At 70.0% G+C, this 20,380-nt stretch carries 16 protein-coding genes; 12 read left to right on the forward strand and 4 right to left on the reverse strand.

The genetic code is table 11. The annotated features are described in order from the left end of the window. Positions 1-20 precede the first annotated feature (20 nt). Together VEA62_RS08260 and VEA62_RS08265 are read right to left on the reverse strand one after the other, a co-directional pair. Positions 21-674 (reverse strand): 3-oxoacid CoA-transferase subunit B, encoded by a 654-nt coding sequence (locus VEA62_RS08260; protein ID WP_324820457.1) that lies wholly within the window; start codon positions 672-674, stop codon positions 21-23. Continuing rightward, positions 674-1,378 (reverse strand): CoA transferase subunit A, encoded by a 705-nt coding sequence (locus VEA62_RS08265; protein ID WP_324820459.1) that lies wholly within the window; start codon positions 1,376-1,378, stop codon positions 674-676. Before VEA62_RS08265 ends, VEA62_RS08260 begins: the two co-directional genes overlap by 1 nt. Before the next feature lie 645 nt (positions 1,379-2,023). On the opposite strand from VEA62_RS08265, the gene VEA62_RS08270 reads away from it, so the two are divergent. The 7 genes from VEA62_RS08270 (at position 2,024) to VEA62_RS08300 (ending at position 10,927) form a co-directional block, all read left to right on the forward strand. After that, a complete protein-coding gene (locus VEA62_RS08270; RefSeq protein ID WP_324820461.1) occupies positions 2,024-2,941 on the forward strand; it encodes a DUF459 domain-containing protein in 918 nt (305 codons plus the stop codon). Positions 2,942-2,943: 2 nt separating this feature from the next. Beyond that, the gene (locus VEA62_RS08275) at positions 2,944-4,236 is read left to right on the forward strand and encodes a hypothetical protein (protein WP_324820463.1); all 1,293 of its coding nucleotides are present in this window, start codon (positions 2,944-2,946) and stop codon (positions 4,234-4,236) included. After that, positions 4,237-5,673, forward strand: coding sequence for an MBOAT family protein (locus VEA62_RS08280; RefSeq protein ID WP_324820465.1), 1,437 nt, complete (start codon positions 4,237-4,239; stop codon positions 5,671-5,673). Positions 5,674-5,688: 15 nt separating this feature from the next. Beyond that, entirely contained in the window at positions 5,689-6,207 is a 519-nt protein-coding gene (locus VEA62_RS08285; RefSeq protein ID WP_324820466.1) for a hypothetical protein, read from the forward strand. A gap of 58 nt (positions 6,208-6,265) precedes the next feature. Then, positions 6,266-7,591: a tyrosinase family protein gene (locus VEA62_RS08290; RefSeq protein WP_324820468.1), complete on the forward strand. Its 1,326-nt coding sequence runs from the start codon at positions 6,266-6,268 to the stop codon at positions 7,589-7,591. Beyond that, on the forward strand, positions 7,588-8,424 hold the full coding sequence (locus VEA62_RS08295) for a hypothetical protein (protein WP_324820470.1): 837 nt from the start codon (positions 7,588-7,590) through the stop codon (positions 8,422-8,424). The genes VEA62_RS08290 and VEA62_RS08295 overlap by 4 nt, the downstream gene beginning before the upstream one ends. A gap of 67 nt (positions 8,425-8,491) precedes the next feature. Beyond that, positions 8,492-10,927, forward strand: coding sequence for an alpha/beta hydrolase family protein (locus VEA62_RS08300; RefSeq protein WP_324820472.1), 2,436 nt, complete (start codon positions 8,492-8,494; stop codon positions 10,925-10,927). Positions 10,928-11,209: 282 nt separating this feature from the next. On the opposite strand, the gene VEA62_RS08305 is transcribed toward VEA62_RS08300, so the two are convergent. Beyond that, positions 11,210-12,175, reverse strand: a complete 966-nt coding sequence (locus tag VEA62_RS08305; protein WP_324820474.1) for a hypothetical protein — start codon at positions 12,173-12,175, stop codon at positions 11,210-11,212. A 169-nt stretch (positions 12,176-12,344) separates the two neighbouring features. On the opposite strand from VEA62_RS08305, the gene VEA62_RS08310 reads away from it, so the two are divergent. The 5 genes from VEA62_RS08310 to VEA62_RS08330 all read left to right on the forward strand — a co-directional run bounded on the left by VEA62_RS08310 (position 12,345) and on the right by VEA62_RS08330 (position 17,969). Continuing rightward, positions 12,345-13,772: a circularly permuted type 2 ATP-grasp protein gene (locus tag VEA62_RS08310; protein WP_324820476.1), complete on the forward strand. Its 1,428-nt coding sequence runs from the start codon at positions 12,345-12,347 to the stop codon at positions 13,770-13,772. Between the two features lie 146 nt (positions 13,773-13,918). Then, positions 13,919-14,851, forward strand: coding sequence for an alpha-E domain-containing protein (locus VEA62_RS08315; protein ID WP_324820478.1), 933 nt, complete (start codon positions 13,919-13,921; stop codon positions 14,849-14,851). Between the two features lie 4 nt (positions 14,852-14,855). Then, on the forward strand, positions 14,856-15,680 hold the full coding sequence (locus tag VEA62_RS08320; RefSeq protein WP_324820480.1) for a transglutaminase family protein: 825 nt from the start codon (positions 14,856-14,858) through the stop codon (positions 15,678-15,680). A gap of 73 nt (positions 15,681-15,753) precedes the next feature. Beyond that, a complete protein-coding gene (locus VEA62_RS08325; protein ID WP_324820482.1) occupies positions 15,754-16,518 on the forward strand; it encodes a peptidase in 765 nt (254 codons plus the stop codon). Between the two features lie 41 nt (positions 16,519-16,559). Further along, entirely contained in the window at positions 16,560-17,969 is a 1,410-nt protein-coding gene (locus VEA62_RS08330; protein ID WP_324820483.1) for a glycoside hydrolase family 47 protein, read from the forward strand. Positions 17,970-18,009: 40 nt separating this feature from the next. Here VEA62_RS08330 and VEA62_RS08335 read toward each other — a convergent pair whose 3' ends face one another. Continuing rightward, positions 18,010-20,337 carry a GH92 family glycosyl hydrolase gene (locus VEA62_RS08335; RefSeq protein WP_324820485.1) on the reverse strand — a complete coding sequence of 776 codons (2,328 nt, stop codon included), beginning with the start codon at positions 20,335-20,337 and terminating at the stop codon, positions 18,010-18,012. Positions 20,338-20,380: the final 43 nt, after the last annotated feature.

Raw genomic sequence — 20,380 nt, forward strand, 5'->3', positions numbered from 1 at the left:
CCCCGAAGGGTTAACTTTGACTACGCCTTGAGGCCTTCGGCAACGGTGTAGCTGGCCTCGGTCTTCGCGGCGACCTCGTCGAGGGTGACGCCGTCGGCCAGTTCGATCAGCTCGAGGCCGGCGCCGTCCGGCTTGACGTCGAAGACGCACAGGTCGGTGATGATGCGGCTGACGACGCCCGTGCCGGTCAGGGGGAGGGTGCAGGATTTCAGCACCTTCGACTGGCCGTGCTTGTTGGCGTGGTCCATGACCACGACCACGCGCTTGACGCCGGCGACGAGGTCCATGGCGCCGCCCATGCCCTTCACCAGCTTGCCCGGGATCATCCAGTTGGCGATGTCGCCGTTCTCGGCCACTTCCATGGCCCCGAGGATGGACAGGTTGATGTGGCCGCCGCGGATCATGGCGAAGCTGTCCGAGGAGCTGAAATAGCTGGTCTCGGGGATCTCGGTGATCGTCTGCTTGCCGGCGTTGATCAGGTCGGGATCGACCTCGTTCTCGTACGGGAAGGGGCCCATGCCGAGCATGCCGTTCTCGGACTGCAGGGTCACCTCCATCCCCTCGGGGATGTAGTTGGCGACCAGGGTCGGGATGCCGATGCCGAGATTGACGTAGAAGCCGTCCTGCAGCTCCTTTGCGGCGCGTTCGGCGAGCTGTTCGCGGGTCCGGGCCATTACGAAGCCTCCCTCTGGCGGACGGTGCGTTGTTCGATGCGCTTCTCGGGCACGGTCTGGACGATGCGGTCGACGTAGATGCCCGGGGTGTGGATGTGGTCGGGGTCGAGCGAGCCGGTGGGGACGATCTGCTCGACCTCGACGACGGTGACCTTGCCGGCCGTAGCCATCATTGGATTGAAGTTGCGGGCGGTCTTGCGGAAGACGAGGTTGCCGCGCTCGTCCGCCTTCCAGGCCTTGACGATGGACAGGTCGGCGACGAGGCCGGTCTCCATGACGTACTGACGGCCGTCGAACTCGCGGACTTCCTTGCCCTCGGCGACGAGGGTGCCGACGCCGGTGGCGGTGAAGAAGGCGGGGATGCCGGCGCCGCCGGCGCGGATGCGCTCGGCCAGCGTGCCCTGGGGGTTGAACTCGAGCTGGAGCTCGCCGGCCAGATACTGGCGCTCGAACTCCTTGTTCTCGCCGACGTAGGAGGAGATCATCTTCGCGATCTGCTTCGTCTCGAGCAGCTGGCCGAGGCCGAAGCCGTCGACGCCGGCGTTGTTCGAGATGACGGTCAGGCCCTTGACGCCGCTGTCGCGCAGGGCGGCGATCAGGTGCTCGGGGATGCCGCACAGGCCGAAGCCGCCGGACATGACGGTCATGCCGTCGAAGGTCAGGCCTTCCAGCGCGGATCTGGCGTCGGGGAAGATCTTCCGCATCGCTTCCTCATATTTTCACCGCCTGATGAATATCGACGGCCTGTTCCGGTCTCTACGGCGGCGGGGCGGGCGGGGCAAGTCTCGGGAGCGCGCCGGGCGGCGGTGAAGGGCTCTGCCGGGTGAAACCGAAAAAAAAGGGATGGCAGAGTCGGCAGAGTCGGCAGGGTGGGCGGCGAAATTCGGTGTGGCAGAGTCGGCAGAGTCTACATTGGGTTTGAGGGGACGCGCCTGCGGCGGCGGGGCGGGGATTCGATTGTCAAAGACCGCGGTCGAAGGGCGGCATTATGCGCCCGCCGGCTTATCCGGATGGAAGATAGCTTCTAGAAACGGCGAAGTAGCTGAAAAGGGCGGATGTTTTCCGCTGAACCAGACCATGTTTTCGCGGATTGCCAGCACAGCGTCATGGACTGTTGCGTCTCCTCCCTGTCGCGCAGCGATGGGGAGGTGGCGCGGCGCTAATGCGCGCCGTGACGGAGGGGCTCTTTCCGACGCACGACCGTTGCGCCGTTTCGCCCCTCCACCGCTTCGCGGTCCCCCTCCCCATCGCTACGCGACGGGGAGGAGACGGTGGTGGCGTTAACCTTTTTCTTCGCGTGAGGCGGGCGTGAGATGGTCAGGCAGCGACGATAGGGTAAAAGACCAAGCTTGGCGGATACACGTTCGGGGGACGAGGTGCGGGCTGGCGTCAACACACTGACGGTGACCTTTCTGGTCGGGGTCGCGGCCGGGCTGCTGCTGACGCCCGACGGCCGTCAGTGGCTGCGCAATCCCACGGTGATGCTGGGCGACCGCGCCAACGCCTCGGCGCCGGCGGAGAGCCCGCCCGCCGCCCCGCCGGCGGCCGTGGTCGCCGCCCCGCCCGCGGTTCCCGCCGTGACGCCCCTCTCCGCGCGGCTCGCGCAGGGACCGTTGCGGATCGGGGTGTTCGGCGACTCGATGGCCGACGGCCTCTACGCCGGCCTCTACCGGGACCTGAGGGACCAGCCGAAGGTGACGGTGACCAAGTTCTCGGAGGTGTCCACCGGCCTGTCCCGCTACGACTACGTGGACATCCAGGCCAAGACCGAGCGCCAGATCAACGAGACGCCGATCGACGTGGCGGTGATCCTGTTCGGCACCAATGACGCCCAGGGCATCAGCCTGGACGGCGTGATCCACGACTTCGGCACCGAGGGCTGGAAAGCCGCCTATGCGACGCGGATCGACAACCTGGTGGCCATGCTGCGCAGCCGTGATGTGGCGGTCTACTGGGTCGGGTTGCCGCGAATGAAGAGCAGCCGCTTCGACGGGCGGATGGCGCTGATCAACGATGTGGTCGAGGCGCGGATGCGGGCGCTGGGCGTGCCCTACGTGGAGACGACCGCCCTGACCTCGAACGAGGAGGGCCGCTACGAGGCCTATCTGCCGAACGCCAGCGGCCGCAAGGTGCTGATGCGGGCCAACGACGGGATCCACATGTCGATGGCCGGGTACCTGCGCATGAGCGGGCCGGTCGCCGAGCGGCTGAAGCGGGACGCGGGGCTGGACCGGCCGGCGGCGTCCGATTCCACACCCGCCGGCTGAGCATGCGGGGGATCGGGGCGGTCCTGGCATGGGGGCTGTTGGCGGCGCCGGCCTTCGCCGCGGCCGGGCAGGCGACTCCCTATGTTCCCATGCCCACGCCGGCGGCCGGATTTTCGGTCTGCTCCGGCGGTCTGTGCCAGCCGGAAGCGCTGACCGGCCTGTTCGAGGCCTTGGCCGCGACCGAGGACGGGACGCGGGGCGAGCCGGTCCGCATCCTTCAGCTCGGCGACAGCCATACGGCTGGCGACCGCATCACCGGCAAGCTGAGGACGGTCCTGCAGCAGCGCTTCGGATCCGGAGGGCGGGGCGTCCTGCCGGCGGGTGCGCCGCATGACGGCTATGCCCCCTATCAGGTGCAGATGGAGGCGCGCGGCTGGACGGTGGAACGGGCCCCCTTGCGCCCCGTCGCGGGCGAGGAGACGACGGCGTTCGGGCCGGGGGCGGTGCGGGCGCGGGCGGTTCCGGGGGCGGAGTTGACGCTGAGGCTGGAGCCGGGGGCGGAGGCCGGCCGGGTCGGGGTCTGCGGCTGGCCGCGAGGGCCGGGCGAGGGGCTGTCCATCGACGTCGGCGACGAGGCGCCGTGGCCGGTCGACCTGAACGGATCGGACGACAACGGGCCGTCGTGCCAGCGGATGGACCTGTTCCGGCCCGCGCCGGTGGTGACGTTTCGCGGGACCGGGCGGGGCGTGATCCTCGACACCGTCTGGACCGAGCGCCCCGGCCCCGGGGTGGTGGTGTCCAGCCTCGGGCTGACCGGGGCGACGCTGGCGGACCTGGCGTCGCGGGACGAGACGACGATGGGCATGGTCATCGGCTTTCTCGCGCCATCCCTGGTCGTGCTCGCCTACGGCACCAACGAGGGGTTCGATCCCGCCCTCGATCCGGCGGCCTACGAGCGGCTGCTGCGGGCGGAGGTCGAGAAGATGCGGCGGTTCGCGCCGTGGCAGGCCTCGATCCTGATCCTCGGGGCTCCGGACGCGCTGAGAAACGGCGTCGTGGACGGCTGCAGCGCCGACGGCCTGCGCGCGCCTCCGCCGACGCTGGCCATGGTCCGGGACGTGCAGAGGCGGGTCGCCGCCGACATGGGTGTGGCGTTCTGGGACTGGCATGGACGGATGGGCGGCGACTGTTCCGCGGACCGGCTGGCGTTGATGGCCGAGCCCTATATGCGCGGCGACCGGGTGCATTTCACCGGCGCCGGGGCCGACTGGATCGGCGGCGTTCTGGCCGACGACCTGCTGGCCGCGTACGACGCGTGGAAGGATTCGCGGTCCGTGACGGGGAGCGCGGACTAGATGCTGTTCCCCACGCTGGCGTTCGGCGTCTTCTTTCTGGTCGTCTATTTCACCGCCTGGTCGCTGGATCGCGAGAACGGGCGGCGCAAGCTGTTCCTGCTGCTGGCCAGCTGGTTCTTCTATGCCCAGTGGGACTGGCGTTTCGTCGGGCTGCTGATCGCCTCGGCGATCCTGAACTGGGGCGTGGCGGCGCTGATCGCGCGCGACCGGGAGCGGCGCGGCGACGGAAAAGGCAATGGCTGGCTGGTCGGGCTGGGCGTCGCGGTCAACCTGCTGATCCTCGGCTTCTTCAAATACTACGGCTTCTTCGTCGAACAGGCGGGCGAGCTGCTGATGCGGTTCGGCTGGGAGCGGGACCTGCCGCTGCTGCAGATCGTGCTGCCGGTGGGGATTTCCTTCTTCACCTTCCAGGGCATCAGCTACGTCGTCGACGTGCATCGCGGGAAGACGCCGCCGGCCAAGAGCCTGCTGGACGTCATGCTGCTGATGAGCTTCTTCCCGCATCTGGTGGCGGGGCCCATCGTGCGGGCCTCGGACCTGCTGCCGCAGTTCGAGCGGACGCCGCGGCTGACGCGGGTGATGGCCACGCACGGGCTGCTGCTGATCGTCTGGGGGCTGTTCAAGAAGACGGTGATCGCCTCGGAGCTGTCGACCAACCTGGTCGATCCGGTGTTCTTCGATCCGACCGCCTACGGGGCGGTGGACATCGCGGCGGCGGTCTATGGCTATGCGGTCCAGATCTACTGCGACTTCTCGGCCTATTCGGACATGGCCATCGGGCTGGCGGCGCTGCTGGGCTATTCCTTCCCGAGGAATTTCGACCAGCCGTACCGGGCGGCGTCGCTGCAGAGCTTCTGGCGGCGCTGGCACATCAGCCTGTCGAGCTGGCTGAGGGACTATCTGTATGTGCCGCTGGGGGGCGGACGGAAGGGGCTGTTCGCCAGCTGCATCAACGTCTTCATCACCATGGTGCTGGGCGGGCTGTGGCACGGGGCGGCGCTGACCTTCCTGGCGTGGGGCGCGCTGCACGGGGGGGTGCAGGTGATCGAGCGGCTGGGGCGGGCGATGTTCAAACGGCCCGAGGGGGCGGAAGAGCGCAAGTCCGTGCTGCCGACGGTCGTGGGGGTGCTGGTCACCTTCCACATCGTCTGCCTGGGCTGGATCCTGTTCCGGGCCGAGAGCTTCGATCTGGCGGTGCAGGTTCTGCAGGGCCTGGGGCGGATCGGGCCGGTGGTCGTGCTGACGCCGCTGCTGCTGACCCTGATCGTCGGCGGCCTGGCCATGCACTGGCTGCCGCCGCGCGCCGTCGAGGGCATGGCCGAGCGGCTGAAGACGGCGCCGTCGATCACCCTGGGCCTGCTGATCGGGACGGCCATACTGCTGGTCGAGGCGGTGCGGCCCGAGGGCGTGGCGCCCTTCATCTATTTCCAGTTCTAGAGCGTTGGAGGCGGCATGACGAACGAACGCGACGACCCGCCGATCCCGCTGGAGCCGTTCCCGGTCCACCGGCCGGAGTCGCCGTTTCCGCCGCTGGCCGAGAGCGTGGCGGCGCCGGCCGAGCCGGATCCGCCGAGCGACTGGATCGAGGCGGCGGACGCCCACGACCTGCCGACGCGGGAGAACGCCCTGGTGGCGCTGGGCCGGTTCGCCTTTCCGCCGGCGGCGCCGCTGGACGACGAGGGCGTGGCGGCGCGCGACCGGCGCTGGACCAGCCGGACGGTGATGGTCGCCGCGGCCTTCCTGCTGGTCTTCAACGCCGTCTCGCCGCTGAACTGGTCGCGCCAGCAGCCGCCGGGCTGGGTTCCCGAGACGGTGCGTCAGCTGTCGGAGGTGTGGGTGGCCCAGCTGGCGGTGTTCGGCGTGGACCAGCCGCGGCAGGGGGTGCGCGAGGCCTGGGACGCGGCGCGCGGCGCGCGGTTCATCGGCCAGGCGCGGGAGCCGGACGGCTCGACACCGGCGGCGGAGTCGTGAAAGCTCAGCGGCGGGGCTGACGCCGCGCGTCGGTCGCGGGGAAGCGGGGGGCGTTGCGATGAAGATGAACCGGCGCGCGGCGCTGGCCGGAGGCGTCGCCGCCGCGACGGTGGGCGCCGGCGCGGCGCGGGCGCAGACGCCGCTCCGCCTCCGCAAGGGCGCGGGCGGGCTGACGGCGGCCAGCGAAGACGTCGCCGCCTTCGGCGAGGCGGTGCGGATCATGAAGCGGCGCAGCGACGGCCTGTCGTGGACGCGCCAGACGCAGATCCATCACCGCAGCTCGCAGCACAACAACGGCCTGTTCCTGCCGTGGCACCGGCAGCAGCTGGTGCATATGGAGCGGATCGTGGCCCGGCTGACCGGGCACGGGACCTTCGCCATGCCCTACTGGGACTGGCAGGAGCACCGGTTCCTGCCGGAGTGGGTCTGCGACCCCGACTCGCCGCTGTACGAGCGGAACCGGGCGCGGGGCGTGGAGACGCTGGACTTCGCCGCGGCGCGCTGGGCGGAGTCGTCCTATACGGCCCGGCTGGCGTCGGACGATTTCGCCACCTTCTGCGGCAAGCTGCCGGAGGGGGCGGGGATGGTCGAGGGATACGGGCACAACCACATCCATCAGCTGATCGGCGGGGCGATGAAGCATCCGCGGACCTCGGCCCAGGACCCGATGTTCTGGCTGCACCACAGCAATGTCGACCGGGTCTGGGCGACCTGGCATGGCGCCCGGGGGCGGGGGCTGTATCCGGCGGACTGGACGGCCCTGACGGTGACCGGCTTCGTCGACGCGGAGGGGAGGCCGGTGGGTGAACTGCCGGTGGGTGGGGCGCTGGAGACGCGGCCGCTGGGGTACGACTACGACCGGCTGTATCCCTTCCCGGTGTTCAATGTGGCCGAGGCGGGTCCGCCGGGGGCGACGCGGCGGGTCCCGCTCGGCGGGCGGAGCTGGACGGTGCGGGCGGAGGCGGCGGACGGGTCCGGCCGGATGAGGCTGGCGCTGCCCGACGAGGCGGTGGCGCGGATGCGCGAAGCCGATGATGCGCTGATGATCGCGGGCGAGGGGATGGCGGCCTATGCGCGGGAGGCGGGGCTGGAGGACCGGTCGATCGAAATCCGGCTGACGGCGGGCGGGCGGGAGCGCTCGCTGGGCTCGTCGCCGACCTTCGTGCACCTGCCGGAGCCGGGGGAGGGCCATGCGGGCCATCGCGGGCCCTATGTCCTGCCGTTCCGGTTCGGGGAGGAGGTGCTGAATCTGCTGGCGGCCGGGGACGGGCCGGCGGCGGTCACGGTGTTCGCGGAGGACCTGGCGCCGGAGCTGGCGCGGCCGGAGGCGCGGGCGGCGTGGATCGAGCTGAAGCTGACGCTGACGGAGACGCGCTGGGCATGAGGGGCGGGGACGTGAACTGGACGCGGTTGAGGGTCGTTCTGTTGCTGGCTCTGGCGGGGCTGATCGCCGCGCCGACGACGGGTTGTGCGCTGTTCCAGCAGGAGCCGCCGCCGGTGATGGCGCCCCCGCCCCCGCCACCGCCGCCTCCGCCTCCGCCCCCGCCGCCGCCGCCGCCGCCTCCGATGGCGCCGCCGCCGGTCGAGGCGGACATGTGGCCGGGCGGGATCGTGCCGCTGTGCTTCCAGGCCCCGGCGGCCGGGGACGGCTGGGCGCGGGACAAGGTGATGGAGGCGGCGGCCGCCTGGGAGGCGGTGGCGAAGGTGGATTTCGACATCCGCGCCGATTGCGCCGCCGGCCCGACCTCGGGGCCGGAGCGGCGGATCCCGATCCGCATCGTGCACGACCCCGAGTTGTTCGCCTCGGCCAGCCATCTGGGGGTCAATCTGGTGCGCGGCGGGACGATCACGTTGAACGCCGAATACCTCGTCACCAACCGCATCTGCGGGCGGCGCGGCAGCGTGGGGCGGGAGGGCTGCTTCTACGCCGACGCCCTGCACGAGCTGGGGCATGCGCTGGGGTTCAGCCACGACCACGTCAGCCCGCGCGCGCCGGACTGCGTGGCGCGGATGGGCACGCCGGAGCCGGAGGACGCCGACGAGACCTATTACGACGCGGCCTCGATCATGAACTACTGCAACGCCGACCGGTGGAAGGGCGAGCTGAGCCCGGCGGACATCTGCTCGATCCGGGCGGCGTACGGAGACCGCGAGGGCCGGCGGCCGAGCCGGGCCAGCTGCTACGCCATGACCGGAGCGGCGCCGCGGCGGCCTTGACCGGCGGCGACGACGAACCCTAGCGTGCCCGGCCCGCCGGACGGACCGGCGGCTGTGGGGTCTGAACATGCGTCATCGTCTTCTCGCCCGGGCCCTGCCCGCCCTCGTGCTCATCGCCGCCTTCAGCGGGCCCGTGCTGGCGCAGGACGCCCTGACCTATCAGCAGCCGCCGGCGCCGATCGCCGACATTCTGGACACCAAGCCGACGCCGACGCCGAGCCTGAGCCCCGACCGGACGACGCTGGCGCTGTACGACCGGGCCAACCTGCCGCCGATCGCCGAACTGGCCGAGCCGATGCTGCGGTTGGCCGGCTACCGGATCAATCCGCGCAACAACGGGCCGGCCAACAGCCGGGTCAGCTGGCTGACCGGGCTGAGCTTCCAGCCGGTGGCGGGCGGGCCGGCGCGCGCGGTGCCGCTGCCGGCCAATGCGCGCTTCACCTCGCCGGGGTGGTCGCCGGACGGCCGGTCGGTGGCCTTCCTGATGGATGCGCCCACCGGGCTGGAGCTGTGGGTCGCCGACGTGGCGAGCGGCGAGGCGCGCAAGCTGACCGACGCCCGGGTCAATGCGGCGGCGGGCGGGGCGTTCGACTGGACGCCGGACAGCGCCGGTCTGGTGGTGCGGATGGTCCCCGAGGGCCGCGGACCGGCGCCGGACGTGACCCGGCCGCCGTCTGGGCCGATCGTCGAGGAGAGCATGGGGCGCACGGCGCCGGCGCGGACCTATCAGGACCTGCTGTCGAACAGCGGCGACGAGGCGCTGTTCGAGCACTATTTCACCTCGCAGCTGACGCTGGTCCCGCTGCAGGGCGCGGCGCGGCCGCTGGGCGAGCCGGGCGTGCATCTGGGCGCCGGCGTGTCGCCGGACGGGCGCTACGTGCTGCGGACGCAGGTGAAGAAGCCCTATAGCTATGTCGTGCCGGCGGCCCTGTTCCCGGCCGAGATCTCGGTCATCGACCTGCAGGGGCGGGAGGTGCACCGCGTCGCGGACCTGCCGCTGCGCGACAATATCCCGACGCCGTTCGACGCCACGGCGCCGGGGCCGCGCTCGGTCAACTGGCGGGCCGACGCGCCGGCGACCCTGGTCTGGACCGAGGCCCAGGACGGCGGCGATCCCCGCACGCCCGCCGAGGTGCGCGACCGGGTGTTCATGCTGGCCGCGCCGTTCAGCGCCGAGCCGACGCCGCTGGTCGATCTGAAGGAGCGCTACGCCGGGGTGACGTGGGGCGACGCGGACACGGCGCTGGTCACCAGCCGCTGGTTCAACACCCGGCATGAGACCCGTTACGTGGTCGATCCGTCGAACCCGGGCGCCGGGCGGGTGCTGCTCGAGCGCAACTATCAGGACCGCTACAACGACCCCGGCTCGCCGCTGACCGAGCCGAACGCGGCCGGCTTCCCGGTGGCGCGGTTCACGTCGGACGGGCGGGTGCTGATGACCGGGGCCGGGGCGACCCGCGAGGGCGAGTATCCCTTCCTCGCGGCCATGGACCTGACCAGCGGCGCCAGCGAGCGGCTGTGGACCTCGGCCAGCGGCGATTACGAGAGCATCGTCGGAGTGCTGGACGACGAGGCGCGGCGGCTGGTGACGCGACGCGAGACCCGCAACGATCCGCCGAACCTGTATGTGCGGAACCTCGATGCTCAGGCGCCGGACGCCCTGACCCAGTTCCCCGATCCGGCCCCGCAGCTGGCCGGCGTGACGCGGCAGCTGATCACCTACACCCGCGCCGACGGGGTGCAGTTGTCGGGCACCCTGTATCTGCCGGCCGGCTACGACAAGGACCGCGACGGGCCGCTGCCGCTGGTGATGTGGGCCTATCCGGCCGAGTTCACCGACGCCGCCGTGGCGGGGCAGGTGGTCGACAACGCCAACCGCTTCGTGCGCCCGGGCGGCTCCAGCCACCTGTTCCTGCTGACCCAGGGCTATGCCGTGCTGGACGATCCCTCGATGCCGATCGTGGGCGCTGACGGGGCCGAGCCCAACGACACCTATATCGAGCAACTGCGCGCCTCGGCCGAGGCGGCGGTCAATGCGGTGGTCGAGATGGGCGTGGCCGACCGCGACCGGATCGCCGTCGGCGGGCACAGCTACGGCGCCTTCATGACCGCCAACCTGCTGGCCCACACCGACCTGTTCCGCACCGGCATCGCCCGGTCGGGGGCCTACAACCGGACCCTGACGCCGTTCGGCTTCCAGGCCGAGCAGCGCACCTACTGGGAGGCGACCGACACCTATACGGAGATGTCGCCCTTCACCTACGCCAACCGGGTCAATGAGCCGATCCTGCTGATCCATGGCGAGGCCGACGACAATTCGGGCACCTTCCCGGTGCAGTCCGAGCGCTTCTATGCGGCGCTGAAGGGGCATGGCGCGACGGTGCGTTATGTCGTCCTGCCGCTGGAGGCGCACGGCTATCGCGCGCGGGAGTCGGTCGGCCACACCCTGTGGGAGATGACCCGCTGGCTGGATCAGTATGTAAAGAACGCGCCGGCGCGGTAGTTGTCATCCCGGCCGAAGCGAAGCGGAGAGCCGGGACGGGGGCCGTGCAAAGAGCGTCCCTCCCGGAAATCGCCCGCGATTGTCCGGGAGACGGGTAACCGCCGCAGCGTGCCGGACCTGTCTCCCGGATAGCTGCTGGCGCAGCTTCCGGGAGGATGACGTTTGGAGTCGGCGCGTCCCGGATCGCCGCCTTGCGGCGTCCGGGATGACAAGGACTCCGGATCCACAATGAAAAGGGCCCGGCGTCGCCGCCGGGCCCTCGTCGGACAGGAATGGCTGTCCCTAGCGCTTCTTCGCGTCAGCGGCGTTGCCCGTGCCGCCGTCGGAGACATCGCCGACGATGGGATTTTCGGCCGGGGTGTGGTGTTCACCCGAGGCCTCGCTTCGCGGGCGGTTCTGGCGCCAGCTGGCGAAATCCGACGAGAATTTCTGGCGGCGTTCGTCGCGCCAGGACCTGTAGTCCTGGTCGAAGGCGGACAGCTGCTGCTGGCGCCAGTGCAGGTAGTCGGGCTCGAAATCGTGGTGTTCGTGGGTCTGGCCGCCCATTCCACGACCGGAGCCCTCCCAGATCTGCGAGCCCGGGGCGTAGCCGTGGCTGGCGTAGCCCTGACTCATCCCGCCCTGCTCGCCATAACCCTGGCCTCCATAGGACTGGCCCGCGTAGCCCTGGCCGCCATGACCCTGGGCTCCGTAGCCGGGGCCGCCGTAGCCCTGGCTCATCTGCGAGCCATAGCCGCCGGTCTGGCCGCCGGTCTGGCCACCGGACTGGCCGTAGCCGCGCTGGTCGAACGACCGGGCGCCCATGCCTCCGGACATGGAGCCCTGGCCCATGCCGCCGCCCTGGCTCATTGAGCCCTGGCCCATGGATCCCTGGCCGTAGCCCTGCGAGCCATAGTCCTGTCCGTACTGCTGTCCGCCGTACGATTGCGAACCAGACTGATACCCGCCGGGGCCGTATGGGCCGCTGGAGCCGCGTTCACCGGTGTAGGGCGTCGACATGCCCTGGCCGTACTGGCTCTGCTGGTTCTGGCCGTAACCCCAGCCCGAGGCGCCGGACTGCTCGGGGCCCTGGCCATAGCCCTGGTCGTGGCCCTGATGGCGGAAGGCCTCGGCGGTGCGGCCGCCGTCGCCGCCGCCCCAGGTGCGATATTCCTCGGGCCGCTGACCGCGCCCGTCGCCGCCCTGCGACAGGCGGTCGTCGTGATCGGGTCGCCCCCGCTGGTCTTCGTGACGGAAGGGATTCTGCATGGTCCTGCACTCCGTTGCTGAGGACCGGAAAACAGGACCTGACCGGGGATGTTCCGGCAAACCGACGCGCTCACGAAGGTGTCAGGCGCGGACGTGGCGGTGCAACAATCCTGTTGCGTGCGCGTAACTTATAGGGCCACGCTTGTGGTTCACCTGCAGCGGGAGCGGCATGGCCTTCGACGAGATGTCAGGAGACGCGGCCGCCTATGGGGCGGACGTCCGGGAGAGCTATCGGGGGCTGGCGCGCTGGCTCGCCGACGCGCCCGACGGCCTGCTGCAATCGCGCTCGCGCCAGGCCGAACTGTTCTTCCGCCGCATGGGCATCACCTTCGCCGTCTATGGCGACGCCGAGTCGAGCGAGCGGCTGATCCCCTTCGACGTGGTGCCGCGCATCATCGGGGCGGCGGAGTGGGCCGGGCTGGAGGCCGGGCTGATCCAGCGGGTCAATGCCATCAACCTGTTCCTCGCCGACGTCTACGGCCCCCAGGAGTGTCTGAAGGCCGGCGTGCTGCCAGCCGAGCTGGTGCTGACCAATCCCCATTATGCGCCGGAGATGCAGGGCCGGCGGCCGCCACGCGGGGTGTGGGTGCAGATCGCCGGCGTGGATCTGGTGCGGACCGGCGAGGACGGCTTCTATGTGCTGGAGGACAATTGCCGCACGCCGTCCGGGGTCTCCTACATGCTGGAGAACCGCGAGATGATGATGCGGCTGTTCCCCGATCTGTTTGCCGACTATCCGGTGCGGCCGGTCGAGACCTATGCCGACATGCTGCTGGCGTCGCTGAGAGCCTGCGCGCCCGAGGCGGCGGGGAGCGATCCGACGATCGTCGTGCTGACGCCGGGACCGTACAACTCGGCCTATTACGAACACAGCTTCCTGGCCGACAAGCTGGGGGTGGAGCTGGTCGAGGGGCGCGACCTGTTCGTCGACGACGGCAAGGTGTTCATGCGCACCACCCAGGGGCGGCAGCAGGTGGATGTGATCTACCGGCGCATAGACGACGACTTCCTCGATCCCCTGACCTTCCGGCCGGACTCGGCGCTGGGCGTGCCGGGGCTGATGACCGCCTATCAGGAGGGGGCGGTGACCCTGGCCAACGCCGTCGGCACCGGGGTGGCCGACGACAAGGCGGTCTATACCTACATGCCGGAGATCATCCGCTTCTTCACCGGCGAGGAGCCGATCCTGAAGAACGTGCCGACGTGGCGCTGCCGCGAGCCAGAGGCGCTGAAGCACGTGCTGGCCAATCTGGGGGATCTGGTGGTGAAGGAGGTCGGCGGCTCTGGCGGCTATGGCATGCTGGTCGGGCCGGCGGCGTCGAAGACGGAGATCGAGGCGTTCCGCAAGCGGCTGATCAACGACCCCGACGACTTCATCGCCCAGCCGACGCTGGAGCTGTCGACCGCCCCGACGCTGGACAGGAACGGGGAACTGGCGCCGCGCCACATCGACCTGCGGCCCTTCGTGCTGTCGAGCCCCGAGGGGGTGAGGGTGGCGCCCGGCGGGCTGACGCGGGTGGCGCTGAAGCCGGGCTCGCTGGTGGTCAACTCCAGCCAGGGCGGCGGCACCAAGGACACCTGGGTGCTGGATGTTTGAGATCTTTCAACGTTCGCTCATCCCGGCGAATGCCGGGACCCAGATCACAAGAGCAGTCGATGGGACGACGGGCTCTCTTCAACCCAAGGGCGGACGGCGTCTTTCCATCTGGGTCCCGGCATTCGCCGGGATGAGCGGGCTTTAATATGCTCTCCCGCACCGCAGACAGCCTGTACTGGACCGGCCGCTATATCGAGCGGGCGGATTTTCTCGCGCGCATCCTGGAGGCGACGATCCGGCTGGCGGCGATTCCGACGCGCGGCGACGGCGATGCGGAGACGGTGTGGGCCAGCGCCCTGGCGTGCGCCAGCGTGCCCAGGGCGCTGGGACGGTCGCCGACCGAGAAGTCGGTGCGCGAATACCTGGCCTTCTCGCCGGAGAATCCGTCGTCGATCACCGCCTGCATCACCCGGGCGCGGACCAACGCCCGCTCGGTGCGCACCGCCCTGACCATCGAGCTGTGGGAGGCCATCAACGGGGCGTGGAACGGGCTGGAGGAGCAGGGCCAGCCGACCCGGCGAGACGACTTCACGCGCTTCCTGGAGTGGGTGAAGACGGTCACCCTGTCCGTCGAGGGCGCGACCTCGCGGACCATGTTGAGGAACGACGGCTACTATTTCCTGAGGCTGGGCGCGGCGATCGAGCGGGCCGACAACACGGCGCGGCTGCTGGACGTGAAATACCATTTGCTGCTGCCCGAGGGAGAGCGGGTCGGCGGGCAGCTGGACTATTTCCAGTGGACGACGCTGCTGCGCGAGGTGTCGGCGCTGACGGCCTATCGCTGGGTCTATCGCGACTCGGTCAAGCCGTGGCTGGTGGCCGACCTGCTGGTGCTGAACCGGCAGATGCCGCGCTCGCTGGCGAGCTGCCAGGCCTCGATGGTGCGCTATCTGGAGCGGCTGGCCAACGACTACGGGCGGCGCGGTCCGGCGCAGCGGCTGGCGGCGGACCGAATGCGATCGTTCGACAATTCGCGCATCGAGGCCATCTTCCAGTCGGGCCTGCACGAATACATCCAGGCCTTCCTCGCCGAGAACGGGCGGCTGGCCCAGGCCATCCACGACCAGTACCTGGCCTGACCGCATGCGCATCCAGATCGATCACGCCACCACCTACGCCTACGACCGGGCCGCGCGCTTCATCATCCAGAGCCTGCGCCTGACGCCGCGCTCCAGCGAGGCGCAGCAGGTGCGCCACTGGGCGGTGGAGACCGACGTCGACGCCCGGCTGCACCGTTCGGAGGACGCGTTCGGCAACGTCGTGCACACCCTCTACACCGAGCAGCCGACGCAGAGCCTGACGGTGCGGGTGTCGGGCGAGGTCATCACCAGCGACACGGGCGGGGTCGTGCCGCCGGACCAGGAGACGCTGTCGCCGCTGGTGTTCCTGCGCGATACGGCCCTGACGCGGCGGGACAAGCTGATCTCGGTGTTCGCCTCGGAGTTCTCGGCCCATCCGCCGCTGGACCGGATGCACCGGCTGATGACGGCGATCCACGGCTCGGTGGCCTTCGAGGTGGGGGTGACGACGCCGACGCACACCGCCGCCGAAGTGCTCGCGCTGGGACGCGGCGTCTGCCAGGACCACGCCCACGTCTTCATCGCCTGCGCACGGCAGATGGGGGTGCCGGCGCGCTATGTCTCGGGCCATCTGCTGCGCCGGGACACCCAGGACCAGGAGGCGGCGCACGCCTGGGCCGAGGCCTGGCTCGACGACCTCGGCTGGGTCGGTTTCGACCCGGCCAACGGGATCTGCCCGACGGACCGCTACGTCAGGGTGGCGACGGGACTGGACTATCTGGGCGCGGCGCCGGTGCGCGGGGCCAGCTACGGCGGCGGCGGGGAGCGGCTGGCGGTGCGGCTGACCGTGCGTGATGCCGACATGCAACAGAGCCAGCAACAGGCGTAGTCGCGGGATCGACGGGCGGGGGAATCTGTTACCGTCGCCAGATGACGGATGCAGGCCTGAGTCGAGGCGTCGCATGACCTATTGCGTGGGCATGCTGGTCGAGGAGGGGTTGGCGATGATCGCCGACACCCGGACCAACGCGGGCGTCGACAATATCTCGTCCTACCGCAAGCTGCATGTCGTCGACCGGCCCGGCGACCGGGTGCTGGGCGTCTGCACCGCCGGCAACCTGTCGGTGACCCAGACGGCCATGGCGATGATCCGCGAGGGCGTGCACCTGAATGTCGGAGAGCCGTCCGAGACGCTGGAGACGGCGCCCAGCCTGTACCGCTGCGCCCAGCTGCTGGGCCACGCCCTGCGCAGCGTGCGCCAGTCGATCGCGCCGGCGCTGGAGGCGGACAGCCTGAACACCTCGGCCTCGATGCTGCTGGGCGGCCAGATCGCCGGCGGCGAGATGGGGCTGTACCTGATCTACAGCCAGGGCAATTTCATCGAGTGCGGGCGCGATACGCCCTATCTGCAGATCGGTGAGCTGAAATACGGCAAGCCGATCCTCGAGAGCGGGCTGGCCTGGGACACGCCGCTGGCCGAGGCGGTCAAGCTGGGGCTGATCTCGTTCTCGACCACCATGCGCTCGAACGTGGCGGTCGGGGCGCCCTTCGACATGCTGACGCTGCGGCGCGGCTTCCTGAGCGGCGACGTGCGCCGCATCGAGGAGGACGACGCCTATTTCAACGATCTGCACGACCAGTGGACGCGGGCGCAGTCGGCGGCGCGGCGGGCGATGCCGGAGCCGCCGTGGATGACGGGCGGACCGAGGCTGGCGGCCAGCCGCTAGCGGGACGGTTGCAGACCGGCGTCAGCGGGATACGGTGACGCATGACCCAGCCCCGCCTGCACCGCCGCTCCGCCCTCGCCCTGATGGGCGGTTCCGTTCTCGCCGGGATGTCCGGACTGCCCGCCGCCGCGCAGTCGCAAGCCAGTCAGAGCGAGGACTGGGCCGCGCTCGGCGCGGATGTGAAGGCCGAGTTCAAATGGGCGTGGGACCACTATGTCGACCGGGCCTGGGGCAGGGACGAGATCAATCCGGTCTCGGGCGCGGCGCAGTCCTTCTTCATCGAGGGGCATGATCTCGGCCTGTCGCTGGTCGAGGCGCTGGACACGCTGTGGATCATGGAGCTGGACGCCGAGTTCCAGCAGGGCGTGGACTGGGTGAAGTCGAACCTCGACTTCGACATCGACGGCTATTCGCAGGTGTTCGAGACCAATATCCGGCTGGTCGGCGGCCTGCTGTCGGCGCATCTGGCGTGCGGCGACCCGGTGCTGCTGAGCAAGGCGAAGGATCTGGCGGACCGGCTGATGAAGGCGTTCGAGGCGTCGCCGCACGGGCTGCCGTACCGCTATGTGAACCTGCGGACGGGGGCGGTGCGCGACCCGGAGACCAACCTCGCCGAGATCGGCACCTATGCGACCGAGTTCGGGGTGCTGGGGCAGCTGACGGGCGACGACCGCTATTATGCGGCGGCCAGGCGGGCGATGAAGCACGCGCTGGACATGCGATCCGACAAGGGGCTGATGGCGGCGAACATCCATGCGGAGACGGGCCGGTTCACCAGCCGCAACGCCTCGATCGACGTCTATGCCGACAGCTTCTACGAATACCTGTGGGACAGCTGGGAGCTGTTCGGCGACGTCGAGATGAAGGGCTGGGCCGAGGAGTGCCTGGCGGCGATGATCGCGCATCAGGGCCGCCGCTACGACGGGCGGCTGTGGTTCCCGATGGTGGACTACGAGACCGGCGAGGTCACGGGGACGTCGCAGACGGTGTTGGGCGGCTATCTGGCCGGGCTGCTGGGACAGGCGGGGTTCCGGGCCGAGGGGAACGACTTCCTGCGCAGCTACGAGGACATGCAGGCGCGCTACACCATCATCCCCGAGTCGATCGAGGTGACCACGGCGACGCCGCGCGGCAAGCGCACCGGGCTGCGGCCGGAGTTCGCCGACGCCTGTCTGAACCTGTGGCAGGGCGACCGCGACGAGCGCTACCGGGCCCTGACGGCGATCCACTACCGCAACATGAAGGCCACCTCGAAGGCGGCCTATGGCTACACCGCGCTGGTCGACATCACCACGCGGCCGATGACCCAGGGCGACAACTGCCCCGGCTACTGGTGGTCAGAGCAGATGAAATACTACTTCCTGATGTTCGCCGAGCCGAAGCGGGTCGATCTGGACCGGCTGGTGCTGAGCACGGAGGCGAATGTGCTGAGGGGGTTCGTGCGCGCGTGAGTTCACCTCTCCGTTCGCGGAGGCGAATGGAAGGTGAACCTCAGTTCCCGCCGTACCCGCTCATCGAATACGGCCGCGCCTCCGCCCCGGCGCCCCACGCCGTATTCGGTTCCGTCCCCATCACGAAGCGCAGTTCGCCGCCGGCCATGATCTCGTCGTGGCCGATCCAGGCGCGGTCCAGCGGATGGCCGTTGAGGGTGACCGACTGGATCCAGGGGTGGTCGTCGGACAGGCCCTCGGCGGCGATGGTGAAGCGGCGGCCGTTGGCGAGGTTGAGCACCGTGCGGTCGGTGAAGGGACGGCCGATGACGTACTGGCCGGAGCCCGGCGTGACCGGATAGAAGCCCATGGCGCTGAACATCAGCCAGGCCGACATCTGACCAACGTCGTCGTTGCCGGCGAGGCCGTCGGGGCGTGAGTGGTACTGGCTGTCGATGATCTGCTTCAGCCGCGCCTGGGTGCGCCACGGGGCGCCGGCGAAGACGTAGGCGTAGGCCGAGTGGTGGCTGGGCTCGTTGCCGTGGATGTACTGGCCGATCAGGCCGGCGATGTCCTCGGCGTGGGAATAGTCGAGCCCGGAGTTGTCGAAGTCGAACATGGCGTCCAGCTTCGCCACCGTCGCCGCGTCGCCGCCCATGGCCGTGACCAGCCCCGCCATGTCCTGGGGCACGAACCAGGAATATTGCCAGGCATTGCCCTCGGTGTAGTCCGAGCCGTAGTTGATGGCGGTCGGGTCGAAGGGCTCGCGGAAGGCGCCGTCGGCGAGGCGGGCGCGGACGAAGCCGGTGGCGGGGTCGAAGGTGTTGCGCCAGAAGCCGGCCCGGCGGTCGAATTCGGCGGCGACGTCGGGCTTGCCGAGCCGCTCGGCCATGCGGGCGATGGTCCAGTCGTCATAGGCGTATTCGACGGTCTTGGACGCGGCTTCGGGCTCGCGGTCGATGGGCACCCAGCCGAGGTCCATATAGTCGCCGAGGCCGCCGTAGGGCCGGTATGTGGCGCTGGCGATCATGGCGTTCAGGGCGGCCTCGCCGTCGACGCCGGGCACGCCCTTCAGATACGCGTCGGCGATGACGGGGACGGCGTGGTAGCCGATCATGGTCCAGGTCTCCTGACCCGCGAAGGCCCAGACCGGCAGGATGCCATACGGGCTGACCTGCTGGGCGGCGATCAGGGAGTTGACCATGTCGGCGTTGCGCTCGGGCGGGGCCACGAGGGTCAGCAGCGGATGCTCGGCGCGGAACGTGTCCCACAGGCTGAAGGTCGAATGGACGGTGAAGTCGGACCTGTGCACGCCGTTGTCCGGTCCCCGCCAGCGCCCATCGGCGTCGCTGTGCACCGAGGGCGCGATGAGGGCGTGATACAGGGCGGTATAGAGGCTGGTCCGCATCTCGGGCGCGGCCTCGATCTGGACGACGTTCAGGGCCTCTTCCCATCGGGCGCGGGTGCTGGCGCGGACGCCGTCGAAGTCGAAGGATCCGCCCTCGGACTCCAGATTGGCTATGGCCCCGGCCTCGTCGACCGAGGAGATGGCCACCTGGACCAGCAGCGGCCCGTCGATCGGGCCGAAGTCGAAGGCGGCCTCCAGCTGGCGACCCTCGACCTGCTGGCGGTCGGCGGGGGAGCGGCCCGGCTGGCGGAAGCCGCGGTAAGGGACGTTTTCCTCGCGGTCACGCAGTTCGTAGCCGGCCACCGGCTTCGAAAAGCGCATGGCGAACCAGAACTGGCGCCCCGGAGCCCAGCCGCGGGTCTCGCGGAAGCCGGTGACCGTGCCGTCGGGATGAACCCGGATGCGCGACCACAGAACCTTGCCCGGGTAGTCGTAGATCGAGGGGCGGAAGTCGATCAGCAACCGGGCCGGGGCGCCGGTGGGGAAGGCGTAGCGGTGCAGGCCGACGCGGACGCCGGTGGTCAGCTCTGCGCGTACGCCCGAGTCGGTCAGGTCGACGGCGTAATAGCCCGGCTCGGCGACCTCCGATGCCTTGTCGTAGCGCGAGCGATAGCCCGAGCCGGGCTCGCCGACGGCGCCGGCGTCCCACCGGAGCTCGCCGGACTGGGGGACGACCAGAAGGTCGCCGAGGTCGGAGTGGCCGGTGCCGGAGAAATGGGTGTGCGAGAAGCCGAGGATGGTCGGATCGTCGTAGCGATAGCCCGAGGCCCAGTCGTAGCCCTCGCGCAGCAGCTTGTAGTCGGTGTCCGGGCTGAGCTGGACCATGCCGAACGGCGCGACCGCGCCCGGGAAGGTGTGCCCCTTGCCGGCCGTTCCGATGAAGGGATCGACGGCGTCGAAGGGGGAGGGGGCCTCCTGCGCCGCCGCCGTGCCCGCCAGGCTCAAGGCCACAACCGTCGCCATAGTCGCCAGCCGCCGCATCCGCATCCTCCGCCGCTCATGACCGGACCCTAGCAGGCCGCCG

Origin of the sequence: Brevundimonas sp. (genome assembly GCF_035627475.1) — a bacterium.
In the GTDB taxonomy this organism is placed as follows: domain Bacteria; phylum Pseudomonadota; class Alphaproteobacteria; order Caulobacterales; family Caulobacteraceae; genus Brevundimonas.

Excerpts from the sequence above, each read along its gene's own strand:
- VEA62_RS08265 (WP_324820459.1), bottom strand. The coding sequence starts at position 1,378 with ATGCGGAAGATCTTCCCCGACGCCAGATCCGCGCTGGAAGGCCTGACC.
- VEA62_RS08285 (WP_324820466.1), top strand. The coding sequence starts at position 5,689 with ATGACGAACGAACGCGACGACCCGCCGATCCCGCTGGAGCCGTTCCCG.
- VEA62_RS08330 (WP_324820483.1), top strand. The coding sequence starts at position 16,560 with ATGACCCAGCCCCGCCTGCACCGCCGCTCCGCCCTCGCCCTGATGGGC.
- VEA62_RS08310 (WP_324820476.1), top strand. The coding sequence starts at position 12,345 with ATGGCCTTCGACGAGATGTCAGGAGACGCGGCCGCCTATGGGGCGGAC.
- VEA62_RS08295 (WP_324820470.1), top strand. The coding sequence starts at position 7,588 with ATGAGGGGCGGGGACGTGAACTGGACGCGGTTGAGGGTCGTTCTGTTG.
- VEA62_RS08320 (WP_324820480.1), top strand. The coding sequence starts at position 14,856 with ATGCGCATCCAGATCGATCACGCCACCACCTACGCCTACGACCGGGCC.
- VEA62_RS08315 (WP_324820478.1), top strand. The coding sequence starts at position 13,919 with ATGCTCTCCCGCACCGCAGACAGCCTGTACTGGACCGGCCGCTATATC.
- VEA62_RS08335 (WP_324820485.1), bottom strand. The coding sequence starts at position 20,337 with ATGCGGCGGCTGGCGACTATGGCGACGGTTGTGGCCTTGAGCCTGGCG.
- VEA62_RS08300 (WP_324820472.1), top strand. The coding sequence starts at position 8,492 with ATGCGTCATCGTCTTCTCGCCCGGGCCCTGCCCGCCCTCGTGCTCATC.
- VEA62_RS08260 (WP_324820457.1), bottom strand. The coding sequence starts at position 674 with ATGGCCCGGACCCGCGAACAGCTCGCCGAACGCGCCGCAAAGGAGCTG.
- VEA62_RS08280 (WP_324820465.1), top strand. The coding sequence starts at position 4,237 with ATGCTGTTCCCCACGCTGGCGTTCGGCGTCTTCTTTCTGGTCGTCTAT.
- VEA62_RS08290 (WP_324820468.1), top strand. The coding sequence starts at position 6,266 with ATGAAGATGAACCGGCGCGCGGCGCTGGCCGGAGGCGTCGCCGCCGCG.
- VEA62_RS08325 (WP_324820482.1), top strand. The coding sequence starts at position 15,754 with ATGACCTATTGCGTGGGCATGCTGGTCGAGGAGGGGTTGGCGATGATC.
- VEA62_RS08305 (WP_324820474.1), bottom strand. The coding sequence starts at position 12,175 with ATGCAGAATCCCTTCCGTCACGAAGACCAGCGGGGGCGACCCGATCAC.
- VEA62_RS08275 (WP_324820463.1), top strand. The coding sequence starts at position 2,944 with ATGCGGGGGATCGGGGCGGTCCTGGCATGGGGGCTGTTGGCGGCGCCG.